The sequence below is a fragment of the Ruegeria sp. G7 genome (assembly GCF_056535465.1).
Map to the genome: position 1 here is coordinate 1,423,947 of NZ_JBQFIL010000001.1, position 11,759 is coordinate 1,435,705.

Here is an 11,759-nt window from a genome sequence, read left to right on the forward strand (position 1 = left end):
CGCCATATGTCACGCATTGATGAAAGCATGGAGTTCATTCCTGTCCGCATTGCGGTTCTGACCGTGTCGGATACACGCTCGCTGGCCGAGGACCGCTCGGGTCAGACGCTGGTGGACCGGATCGAAAAGGCGGGGCATTCGGTGGCGGATCGCAAGATCATTCAGGACGAGCGCGACCAGATCGCCGACCAGTTGCGCGCATGGGTTGCCGATCCAGACATTGACGTCGTGATCTCGACCGGCGGCACCGGCCTCACGGGCCGCGATGTATCGGTTGAAGCACACCGGGACGTCTATGAGAAGGAAATCGAGGCCTTTGGCACTGTCTTCACCATTGTCTCGATGGAAAAGATCGGGACCTCCGCCGTGCAATCCCGCGCCACGGGTGGTGTGGCGGGCGGCACCTATCTGTTTGCGTTACCGGGCAGTCCGGGGGCGTGCAAGGACGCCTGGGACGCGATTCTGGAAAAACAGTTCGATTACCGTCACCGACCCTGCAATTTCGTGGAAATAATGCCCCGATTGGACGAACATCTGCGACGGAAGTAGACTGGGTCTGCGTTCAACACATCATAACCGCTTTGTGGCTTGGCATTTTTAGTGGCCCGGCTACCTTTGCGGAAGGCAGCTTGTGCGACCAAAGGTGACGACCGATGCGATTTCTGCGGCAAAGCCTTGTTGGGGTGTTTCTGGCGTTTCTGACGCTGGGCCTTCTGGTCGTGGCCGCTCAGATGATCTCGGGCGCGGTGCAGGATGTGCTGACGCGGGACGACAAGCCCCCTCAGGCCCGAGAACGGATTTTCGCGGTGAGCGTCCGGACCGCCGAGGCGGAAACCGTCACGCCCTATCTGGAAGCGTTTGGTCAGGTGCAAAGCCGCCGCCGTCTGGAACTGCGCGCAGCTTTGGGCGGGCGCGTCGTATCGTTGGCCGAGGATTTCGAAGATGGCGGCACCGTGACCGCCGGTGAGCTGTTGGTCGAACTGGACCCCGCCGATATGCAATCGGCGCTGGATCGCGCCAAATCCGATCTTCTGGATGCTCAGTTTGAAGAACGCGATGCCGAACGCTCGCTGCTGCTGGCGCAGGATGAGTTGAAATCGGCCGAAGCGCAGGCCGAGCTGCGCGACCGTGCGCTGCAGCGGCAGCTGGACCTGCAAGAGCGCGGTGTCGGCGCTGCGGCCAGTGTCGAAGAGGCTGAATTAGCCGCGACCTCGGCTCGTCAGGCCATCTTGGCAAGCCGGATTGCCTTGGCGCAGGCTGAATCGCGTGTCGATCAGGCAACGACCCTGCTGGCGCGGGCGCGTATTGCCCTGGAAGGTGCAGAACGTGATCTGGAGGATATGACAATCCACGCCGGGTTTGACGGCACGCTGACAGAGGTCACGCTGGTCGAGGGCCGATTGGTTGCCGCCAACGAAAAGCTGGCCGAACTGGTCGACCCCAACGCGCTAGAGGTCGCGTTCCGCGTCTCGACCGCGCAATTCGTGCGGTTGCTGGACGCGCAGGGTGATCTGATTGCGGCCCCTGTCACCGTTTCACTTGAGGTTACGGGCACCGACCTGACGGCAACGGGCCGGATCAGCCGCGACAGCGGGGCGGCGGGTGAAGGACAGACCGGGCGTCTGGTCTATGCCCGTCTCGACGATGCGCCGGGGTTCAAGCCCGGGGATTTCGTCACGGTATCGATCGAAGAGCAGCCGCTGGACAACGTGGTGCGCCTGCCCTCGTCGGTTCTGGACGCGGCGGGCAATGTGCTGGTGCTGGGCCCTGATGATCGGCTGGAACCGCTGGCCGTGCAATTGATCCGCCGTCAGGGCGACGAGGTGCTGTTGCGCGGCGACGGTCTGGAAGGCCGCGAGGTGGTGATCGGACGTACGCCTCTGCTGGGCTCGGGCGTGCGGGTGCGGCCCTTGCGGGTTGAGGCCAACGCCGAAGCCGCGGGCATGGTCGAGCTTTCGGATGAAAAGCGCGCGCAGCTTGTGGCGCAGGTTGAAGCCAGCGAAGGCATGCCTCAAGCCCAGAAGGCCAAGGTTCTGGGGCAGCTCGGCGCGGAAAAAGTGCCCGCGGCGCTGGTCCGACGCCTTGAAACCCGGGCCGGAGGTTAAGGGCCATGATCCGCGACATTCCCAGCGCGGCAGGCGGCATCCTGAGTTACTTCACCCGGCACCGGACGGCGGCCAATCTGCTGCTGCTGGTCATGCTGGTGCTGGGCGTCGCCGCGATCCCGAACATGCGGGCGCAGTTCTTTCCCGATGTGATCCTGGAACGCGTTGATGTGGACGTCGAATGGGAGGGCGCAGGCCCCGAGGATGTCGACAACGGTATTATCCAATTGCTGGAACCTGCGCTTTTGGCGGTCGAAGGCGTGGCCAGCACCGAATCCACCTCTCGCGAAGGCTCGGCCCGGGTGCGGCTGGAGTTTGAGCCCAACTGGGATATGTCCCGCGCCGTTGAAGAGGTGCGCACGGCAGTTGACGGCGTCACCAACCTGCCCGCAGATGCCGAAGAACCCACGATCCGACGCGGGGCTTGGCGCGACCGCGTCACGGATGTGGTCATCACCGGCCCCATCGAGGCCGAGCAACTGGCCAAATTCACCGACGAGCTGATCAGCCGCCTGTTCGCTGTCGGCGTCACGCGCACCACCATCCGGGGTCTGGCCGCCCCGCGCGTGGTGGTTGAGGTGCCCACCGCGCAACTGATCGCCAATGACATATCGCTTTCGGATATTGCCGAGGCCATCGCCGCCGAGGTTACCGCAAATCCCGCGGGTGATGTTACCGGGGCGAATGCCCGTATCCGCACAGGCACGGAAAAACGCACCCCGGAAGAGATCGAAGGCATCGCCCTGCGCAACTTTGCCGATGGTTCAAAACTGGTCGTCGGCGATGTGGCGCAGATCCGGGTCGAGGGTGTCACCCGCAATCGCAGCTATTTCGTGGGCGACAACCCGGCCATGTCGATCCGCGTCGACCGGTCTAATCTGGGCGACGCGATTGGCATCCAACATTCGGTCGAGGATGTGGTGGCCGAGATGCAGGCCAGCCTGCCCGAAGGCATCACGGTCGAGCTGATCCGGACCCGCGCGCAGGCCATCACCGACCGTCTGGATATTCTCGTCGACAATGGCCTTGTGGGCCTCGGGTTGGTGGTCTGCCTGCTGTTCCTGTTCCTCAATGCCCGCATCGCGTTTTGGGTGGCCGCCGGTATCCCGGTGGCGATGTCAGCGGCAATTGCGCTGATGTATCTGGGCGGGCTGTCGCTGAACATGGTGTCCTTGTTCGGGCTGATCATCACGCTGGGCATCGTGGTCGATGACGCCATCGTTGTGGGCGAACACGCCGATTTCCGCGCCCGCCGTCTGGGTGAAGCCCCGATGGTGGCCGCCGAACGCGCCGCCCGCCGGATGGCGATGCCGGTGTTTGCCGCCACCGTGACCACGGTCATCGCCTTCTTTGGCCTCACCGCCATAGGGGGCCGGTTCGGTGAGTTGATCCGAGATATTCCGTTCACCGTTATTGCCGTCTTGATCGCGTCGCTGATCGAATGCTTCCTGATCCTGCCCAATCATATGGCCCATGCCATTGCGCATTCGGCCAAGGAACATTGGTACGACTGGCCCAACCGCGTCGTGAACAAGGGCTTCCGCTGGGTGCGTGACCACCTGTTCCGCCCGCTGGTCGCCTGGGTGGTCTGGGCGCGCTATGTGGTTGTTGCGCTGATGGTGGTCATTCTGGCCAGCCAGATCGCGCTGTTCATCCGGGGTGATGTGAACTGGCGGTTCTTCAACGCGCCTGAACGTGGCTCGGTCACTGGCAACTTCATCATGGTCGAAGGAGCCACCCGCACCGAGACGCTGGAAATGATGCGCATGGTCCAGCAGGCCACCGAGGAACTGGGTCAGATTTACGAAGAACGCCATGGGCGCAATCCCATCGAATACGTTCTGGCTGAGGTCGGAGGCTCGGCCGGGTTCGGATTGCGCGCCGCCGATGGCAAGGATGACGACCTGCTGGGCGGCATCTCGATCGAACTGATAGACGCTGACCTGCGCCCCTATTCCAGTTTCGAATTCGTGGGCGAGCTGCAGGATTTCGTGCCTCGCCATCCGAAGGTCGAATTGCTCAGCTTCCGCGGCTGGCGCTCGGGTCCCGGCGGGGATGCGATTGACGTGCAGTTCTACGGCGCGGACGTGAACACATTGAAATCCGCCTCTGAGGACTTGCAGACCGAACTTTCGAAATACACAGAGGTTTCGGCGCTTGAGGACAATCTGGCCTATGACAAGGAAGAGTTCATTCTGGACCTGACCGCCCAGGGCGAGGCTCTGGGCTTCCGCATCGAGACGCTGGGCCGGGTGCTGCGCAACCGCCTGAACGGGATCGAGGCCGCGACCTTCCCCGATGGCCCGCGCAGCGCCGAAATCCGCGTGGAGCTACCCGAGGGTGAACTGACCGCCGACTTCCTTGAACGCACACTGATGCGCACGCCCGATGGGGTTTATGTTCCGCTGGCTGATATCGTGTCGGTCGAGCGCAAATCGGGCTTTTCGACCGTGCGGCGCGAAAATGGCCTGCGGGTGATCTCGGTAAATGGCGATATCTCCGAGGATGATCCGGCGCAGGCTGCCGAGATTGCCCGTGCCATGCGGGAAGAAATCCTGCCCAACATCGCTGCCGAACGTCAGGTCGAATGGCGCATGGCAGGTCTCAGCGAGCAGGAGGATGAATTCCTGACCGAGGCGCGCACCGGTCTGATCCTGTGTCTGACCGGTATCTATCTGGTGCTGGCCTGGGTCTTCGCAAGTTGGACGCGGCCCTTGGTGGTTATGGCGATCATACCCTTCGGCCTCGTAGGTGCGATCTGGGGGCATTACCTTTGGGGCGTGCCGCTGAGTATGTTCACCGTTGTTGGCCTGCTGGGCATGACGGGGATCATCATCAACGACTCGATTGTTCTGGTGACCACGATTGATGGATACCAACAGGAACGCGGGCTGGTGCCGTCGATTGTCGAGGGCACGGCAGACCGGTTGCGGCCCGTGATGCTGACGACGCTGACCACGGTGCTGGGGCTGACGCCGCTTATGTATGAAAGCTCGCAACAGGCGCAGTTTCTGAAGCCGACGGTGATCACTCTGGTCTATGGGCTGGGCTTTGGCATGGCCCTGATCCTGCTGCTGGTGCCCGCGTTGCTGGGTATCCTGAATGATGTCTCGCGCCCGATGACGTCGATGCGGCGTGCCCTGCGCGCGCCGGATCGGGTGGTGCGCAATGCCGTGCGCGCGACGGCTGCGGCGCTGGCGGTCTGGCTGGGGGCGTCGATGCTTTGGCCTGCGGTGACCGGGGCGCCCTTGGCGGTGCTTTCCGGCTTTTACCCGACAACCGAAGGTCCGAGTATTTTGCAGATGGGTTTTGGCGTTTTCGCCGCCGGGGCAACCGTGATCCTGCTGCTGGGTGTGCTGCTGTCCAGCCTGCTCTATGCGCGCCTGTCAGGTCGGGCCGAGGCCTGACCGGGTGATCGCAAGCCGCAGCAGGTCGGGCACCCGGTCGCTCATCGGAAGACCGCCCGTGATGATCTGATCCACCGGAAACCACCGCGCATCCCGCGCGTCATCCGCCGCAACCGGCGTACCCGAGACATAACGGCAGGCGACGCCCACAAGCAGGTAATGCGCCCGCACCTGCCCATCCTCCCCCCGCAGCAGCAGGTCGAGATTATCGAGATAGGTCACAGGATCGGCAATCACACCGGTCTCTTCCCGCAACTCGCGGGCGGCGGCGTCCAGAACGGTTTCGCCCCATTCCACATGGCCGCCGGGAAACCCCCACAGCCCCGCATCGGGTTGCTTGCTGCGCTGAACCAGCAGCACTTGGCCGTCGTGAAGCACAACGGCCAAGGCACCAATCTTTGGGGTTTGGCTCATCCCGGTCAGCCTGCGCTGCACCCCTGAATGTCGACCGCGTGGTTCGCGCCCAGAACGGTGATCCGCACCTCGGACCGATCCAGCGCAAAGGGTCCGCCCGAGGCGCTGATGACCTCGGAACTGGCAACCAGCGTGTTGCCCTGACGATGCGTCTCTGGCTGCGATGCCCAGAGCGTCGGATTGCCCGGCTCGATCACGGCGAACTCGGCCCCGCCTGCCGAGGGCATGGTGATATGCGCTTCGATCTGCATCCCGTCGGCTGTGGGCGTCAGACGGCAGGTTGTGTTCGCCACACCGGCCTCACGCTCGGAAAACGGGCGCTGGGCGAGGGCGGCGGCGATGGCCGGATTGCGTCCGGCCTCGGCGTCCAGCGTATGATCGAAATCCAGCTGACCGGGCACGCAGACATCCTTGCAGACGCCCAGATCCATCTCGCCGCGCAGGCGCACAGGCTTGGCAGGATTTTTGGGTGTAATCTCGACCGGCAGAACCAGTTGATCCTCATATCCGACTGACCGCAGCCCGTTCTGGTCAAACACGCTGGGCGCGGGCCAAGTGATGGCGATATCGGCGACATTGCCGGACCCGTTCCAGTCAAACTGCGGCGGAATGCCCGCATCGCCCGGCGCGCGCCAGTAAGTTTTCCAGCCGTCTTTCAGCGTCAGACGCAAGGCCCCCTGATAGGTGCCATTGGCGGTCTTGCCGCCATCCAGCACTTCAAGCTGAACAAGATTGCCAACCCCCTGCGCAAGCGCTGGGGTGCCAAAACAAAAGCTGGCGGCCATAATTGTCGCGGCGGATTTCAAATGCGTCTTCATAGCAAGAACATGCGCATTCCGGGCGTGAATGCCAAGTCACGTTCCGGTCACTTCACTGAAATGCGCGGAAATCCCGGCTGGTCCCTTGCCATTCCCCGGCCCTCGGGGGCATTCTAGGGCCACCCCAGAACGCAAGAGATGTCTGCTGATGGACCTTACGGGAAAACTGTTGATTGCGATGCCCGGCATGGGCGATCCCCGATTCGAGCATTCGGTCGTGTATATCTGCAGCCATGGCGACGATGGCGCGATGGGACTGATCATCAACAAACCCTCGGACTTGCGGATCAAGACCCTGCTTGAACAGCTGAATATCCCTTGCCGCATCCCGGTGGTGGGCGAGCGTCTGGTGCAGTTCGGCGGACCGGTCGAGATGTCGCGCGGCTTTGTCCTGCATAGCTCGGATTACGATGCGAACCTGCATTCGATGCAGATCGCCGATGATTTCAGCATGACCGCGACGCTGGATGTGCTTGAGGATCTGGCCTCGGGCAAGGGTCCGCTGAATTCGATGCTGACGCTGGGTTATTCCGGCTGGGGGCCCGATCAGCTTGAGGATGAGATCGCCATGAATGGCTGGCTGACGACCGAGGCGTCGTCGAAACTGGTCTTCGACGTGCCCGATGATGAGAAATGGGAGGCGGCTTTGGCCACCCTCGGGGTCGATCCGTTGACGCTGTCCGCCAGCGCAGGGCGGGCCTAGTCGCGCGGCGCGGCGGCGCGGCGCAGGCGGTCGTTGATAGCTGCGCCCAGCCCGTGATCGGGAATCGGAGACACAGCAATCGGGCGACAAGTTTCGTTCAGTTCATGCAAGGCTGCGAATAGATTGGCGGCGGCTTCGGGCAGACTGGCCGTTTCGGACAGGTTCAGATCGCAGGCAACAGGACCAAAGCCCAGCAGAACTTCATCCCCTTGGCGCGATTCGGCGTTCAGACGCACGGGCGCATCCGGCGCATAGTGGGATTGCAACTGCCCCGGCGCAGTCAGCAGGTCTCCGGGCTGGTGGTGATGCAGTTCCGTCTGCAGAACGTCCTCGATCTGTTCCAGCGCAACACCACCCGGGCGCAGCAGGGCAGGGGCACCGGCCAGTCCGACGATGGTGGATTCAAGCCCGACGCCGCAGGGGCCATCATCCAGAATGGCGGCAATGCGCCCATCCAGTCCTGTCCGGACATGGGCCGCGGTGGTGGGGCTGATCTGGCCCGACGGATTGGCCGAGGGCGCCGCCACCGGGCCATCAAACGCCGCCAGCAAGGCGCGGGCGGTGGGATGTGCGGGCACGCGAACAGCCAACGTATCCAGCCCAGCCGTGACCAGCGAGGATATCCCATGGCCTTCCCGCAGCGCCAGGACCAGCGTAAGGGGCCCCGGCCAGAAAGCCTGCGCCAGTTGCTCTGCCTGATCGGTCCAGTCCACGAACCGTTTCGCGGTCTCGACCGAGGCGACATGCGCGATCAGCGGGTTGAAACTGGGCCGCCCCTTCGCCTCATAGATCGCCGCGACGGCCTCTCCGTTTCGCGCATCGCCGCCCAGTCCGTAGACCGTCTCGGTCGGGAAGGCGACCAACTGGCCCTGCCGCAGCAGATCGGCGGCATGGGCGATGCCATCGGGGTCTGCCGATAAGTCATGAGTGCCGAGAAAGGTCATAGGTCGTGACGCCGCGTTTTGGTTGCGTGATGATCAGGTAACGGTAGGTAATCGTGCCAGCCCAGATGAATACCGGTGTGAGGCCGGGATTCCAACCCCACGCACCGAAGATGCAAGAACCCAGAGGGAACCCATGCCCTATCGCGCCCCGATCTCCGATTATGAATTCCTGTTCCGCAACGTGATCGGTTTCGACCAGATCGCTGCGACCGAGAAATTCTCGGAAGCCAGCGCGGATGTGGTCAGCGCCATTCTGACCGAAGCCGGCAAGATGTGCGAAGAGGTCCTGGCCCCTCTGCAGCGCCCCGGTGATCTGGAACCGGCGCGGCTGGAAAGCGGTGTGCTGCGCAGCTCTCCGGGCTATGCTGACGGATGGAAGGCGATCGCCGAAGGCGGCTGGGTCGGGATGAGCGGGGACCCCGAATATGGCGGCATGGGCCTGCCCATGACCATGACCACCGCAGTGAACGAGATGATGAGCGCCGCCTGCCTGTCGCTACAACTGGCCCCCTTGATGACTCAAGGCCAGATCGAGGCGCTGGAGCATCACGCCAGCGACGAGCTGAAGGCGCTCTACCTGCCCAAGATGATGGCCGGGGAATGGTCTGGCACCATGAACCTGACCGAACCGCAGGCCGGAACGGATGTGGGGGCGTTGATCTCGAAGGCAGAGGATAACGGCGACGGCACCTATTCGGTCACGGGGCAGAAGATTTACATCTCGTGGGGCGACAACGATTTTACCGAGAATGTCTGCCATCTGGTTCTGGCCCGCCTGCCCGATGGCGTGCCCGGTACCAAGGGGATTTCGCTGTTTCTGGTGCCGAAATTCATCCCCGATGAAAACGGCAATCCTGGCGTTGCGAATGACCTGAAGGTGGTCTCGCTGGAACACAAGATGGGCCTGCACGGCTCGCCCACCTGCGTGATGCAGTATGACGGGGCCAAGGGCTGGCTGATCGGTCAAGAGCATGGCGGCATGGCTGCGATGTTCACCATGATGAACAACGCGCGTCTCGGCGTGGGTGGCGAAGGTGTCGGCGTGGCCGAAGCGGCCTATCAGCACGCGCTGTCCTATGCGTTAGAGCGCAAACAGGGCAAGACACCCTCGGGCACGATCGTCGACCATGCGGATGTGCGGCGGATGCTGATGTCGATGCGCGCGGATGTGTTTGCGGCGCGGGCGATCATGCTGGCGAATGCCGCTGCGATCGACATGGCGCAGGCCACGGGCGATGCCGATTGGGCAGCACGAGCAGCCCTGTTGACGCCGATCTGCAAGGCATTCGGGGCTGAGACCGGGATGCGTGTCTCGGAAACCGGGGTGCAGGTGCATGGCGGCATGGGGGTCATCGAAGAAACCGGCGCCGCGCAGTATTACCGCGATGTCCGCGTGACCGCGATCTATGAGGGCACCAACGGCGTTCAGGCCATGGACCTTGTTGCCCGCAAGATGATGGACGGGGGCGAGGCGGCTTCGAACCTTCTGGACGAGATCGAGGATCAGGCCGAAAAGGCCCGCGCCACGATGCCGGAACTCGCCGGTCCGGTGTGGGAGGCCACCGAGTCCCTGCGCGAGGCGACCGAATGGCTGGTGGCGCAGTCGGACATGAACAACCGTTTCGCTGGGGCGACTGCGTATCTCAAGGCCTTCGCGCGGGTTCTGGGCGGGCATTATCACCTGTCTGCGGCTTTGGCCGATCCAGATGGCCCGCGTGCCAAGCTGGCGCGGTTCTACATCAACGCGCTGCTGCCGGAACACACGGGCCTCTTGGCGCAGGCGCAGAACGGGGCCGATGACCTCTATGCGCTCAGCGCCGAGGAGTTGGTGGTTTGATGGACGGCGAGGGACCTCAGGTGATGCGCTACCCATGGACCGAACCGCCCGCGCCGGGTGAGTGGACGCAGGTCGCCGAGGGAGTCCTGTGGATACGGTTGCCTCTGCCCATGGCGCTGGATCATGTGAATGTATATGCGCTGGATGATGGCGATGGCTGGACCGTGGTCGATACCGGGCTGTCCTCGAAGAAAACGCGCGGTATCTGGCAGACGCTGATCGGGGGGCCTTTGGCAGGCAAGCCCGTCCATCGCGTGGTCGTGACCCATCACCACCCCGACCATGTGGGCAATGCGGGCTGGTTCCAGACCGAGCATGGCGCAGAACTGGTCACCAGCCGCACCGCGTGGCTGTTCGCCCGTATGCTGACGCTGGACGTGCAAGAGAACTGGCCGAAGGAAACGCTGGATTACTACCGCAGCGCCGGGATGGACGCGGATGTGCTGGCCGGTCGGATGGCCGAGCGCCCCTTTAACTTCGCTGACACCGTCTATCCCATGCCGCTGGGCTTTACCCGCATCAAGCAGGGCGATGTGTTCCGCATGGGCGGGCGCGACTGGGACGTGCATATGGGCAATGGCCACGCGCCCGAACATTGCACCTTCTGGAGCCGCGATGACAATCTGGTGCTGACCGGGGACCAGATTCTCAGCTCGATCAGCTCGAATCTGGGCGTTTACGCGACCGAGCCGATGGCTGATCCCGTCGCCGACTGGCTTGAGGCCTGCGAGCGTCTGCAACCTCTGGCCCGGCCCGATCATCTGGTGCTGGGCGGGCACAAGCTGCCCTTCACCGGGCTACCCATTCGGATGCGGCAACTGATCGACAACCATCACGGCGCGCTCGAACGCCTTTTGGCCGATCTCGATCAGCCTAAAACCGCCGCCGAGTGTTTCGCCCCGCTGTTCAAGCGCCAGATCAAGGGCGGCGAATACGGCCTCGCGCTGGTCGAGGCGGTTGCACATATGAACCATCTCTACCACATTGGAGCTGTCACCCGGACGCGTCGCGCGGACGGGGCGTGGGAGTATCAGCGCAAAGGGTAACAGCGATGCAGGACCAGATCGAAACCTCGGCCGAGGCCGCAGAATCCGCGGCGTTGCCACGTTGTTACGAGGTCCACGCCAACCCAGAGACCGCCTCGGGCAACAAGGATCTGCCCAAGCCCTTGCAAAAACCGGTTGAGACCAAAAGCCCCGCGCAATGGGCCTATGAGCGGCTGATCATGTACATTCAGAATTTCGAGAAGACGCTGGACGGTGACCACGAGGTCGCAATGGGGTTCACTGGCGGCGATGCGGGCGTGATGCGGATCGAGGGCATGGGCTATTTCGATCCCGATATCATCACCTTCTACGGCTCGGATGGCGGCGGGGCCAAAACGCAGCTGGTCCAGCATGTCAGCCAGTTGAACGTGATGCTGCGCGCGCTGCCCAAGGTGGTCGAGAACAAACCGGCCAATCGCATCGGTTTCCGGCTGGCAGCCGACCTCGAAGAAAGCTGACGCGCACCCTTGCAATTCATGTCTGCG

10 protein-coding genes are annotated in these 11,759 nt (G+C 63.1%); 7 read left to right on the plus strand and 3 right to left on the minus strand.

Annotated elements, in window-relative coordinates:
• Positions 1-6: 6 nt before the first annotated feature.
• From moaB to ACR3EN_RS07150, 3 genes are all read left to right on the plus strand, one after another.
• Positions 7-549 (plus strand): molybdenum cofactor biosynthesis protein B, encoded by a 543-nt coding sequence (gene moaB / locus ACR3EN_RS07140; protein WP_480823458.1) that lies wholly within the window; start codon positions 7-9, stop codon positions 547-549.
• Positions 550-653: 104 nt separating this feature from the next.
• Positions 654-2,105 carry an efflux RND transporter periplasmic adaptor subunit gene (locus ACR3EN_RS07145; protein WP_480823460.1) on the plus strand — a complete coding sequence of 484 codons (1,452 nt, stop codon included), beginning with the start codon at positions 654-656 and terminating at the stop codon, positions 2,103-2,105.
• A 5-nt stretch (positions 2,106-2,110) separates the two neighbouring features.
• Positions 2,111-5,512 (plus strand): efflux RND transporter permease subunit, encoded by a 3,402-nt coding sequence (locus ACR3EN_RS07150; RefSeq protein ID WP_480823462.1) that lies wholly within the window; start codon positions 2,111-2,113, stop codon positions 5,510-5,512.
• Here the strand turns inward: ACR3EN_RS07150 and ACR3EN_RS07155 are convergent.
• Positions 5,492-5,926, minus strand: coding sequence for an NUDIX hydrolase (locus ACR3EN_RS07155; protein ID WP_480823464.1), 435 nt, complete (start codon positions 5,924-5,926; stop codon positions 5,492-5,494). The two genes, ACR3EN_RS07150 and ACR3EN_RS07155, sit on opposite strands and share 21 nt — an antisense overlap.
• A gap of 5 nt (positions 5,927-5,931) precedes the next feature.
• Positions 5,932-6,744, minus strand: a complete 813-nt coding sequence (locus ACR3EN_RS07160; protein WP_480823466.1) for a protein-disulfide reductase DsbD domain-containing protein — start codon at positions 6,742-6,744, stop codon at positions 5,932-5,934.
• 148 nt (positions 6,745-6,892) lie between these two features.
• Here ACR3EN_RS07160 and ACR3EN_RS07165 point away from each other — a divergent pair, with 148 nt between their 5' ends.
• The gene (locus ACR3EN_RS07165; protein WP_480823468.1) at positions 6,893-7,447 is read left to right on the plus strand and encodes a YqgE/AlgH family protein; all 555 of its coding nucleotides are present in this window, start codon (positions 6,893-6,895) and stop codon (positions 7,445-7,447) included.
• Here ACR3EN_RS07165 and ACR3EN_RS07170 read toward each other — a convergent pair.
• Positions 7,444-8,391, minus strand: a complete 948-nt coding sequence (locus ACR3EN_RS07170) for an L-threonylcarbamoyladenylate synthase (protein WP_480823470.1) — start codon at positions 8,389-8,391, stop codon at positions 7,444-7,446. The genes ACR3EN_RS07165 and ACR3EN_RS07170 overlap by 4 nt on opposite strands.
• A 133-nt stretch (positions 8,392-8,524) precedes the next feature.
• Between ACR3EN_RS07170 and ACR3EN_RS07175 the strand changes: the two genes are divergently transcribed.
• Genes ACR3EN_RS07175 through ACR3EN_RS07185 form a run of 3 tightly spaced genes read left to right on the plus strand, consistent with a single transcriptional unit; the run spans position 8,525 to position 11,732 of the window.
• Positions 8,525-10,228, plus strand: coding sequence for an acyl-CoA dehydrogenase family protein (locus ACR3EN_RS07175; protein WP_480823472.1), 1,704 nt, complete (start codon positions 8,525-8,527; stop codon positions 10,226-10,228).
• Positions 10,228-11,274, plus strand: coding sequence for an MBL fold metallo-hydrolase (locus tag ACR3EN_RS07180; RefSeq protein WP_480870794.1), 1,047 nt, complete (start codon positions 10,228-10,230; stop codon positions 11,272-11,274). The genes ACR3EN_RS07175 and ACR3EN_RS07180 overlap by 1 nt, the downstream gene beginning before the upstream one ends.
• Before the next feature lie 5 nt (positions 11,275-11,279).
• On the plus strand, positions 11,280-11,732 hold the full coding sequence (locus ACR3EN_RS07185; protein ID WP_480531842.1) for a DUF6173 family protein: 453 nt from the start codon (positions 11,280-11,282) through the stop codon (positions 11,730-11,732).
• The last annotated feature ends 27 nt before the right edge of the window (positions 11,733-11,759 follow it).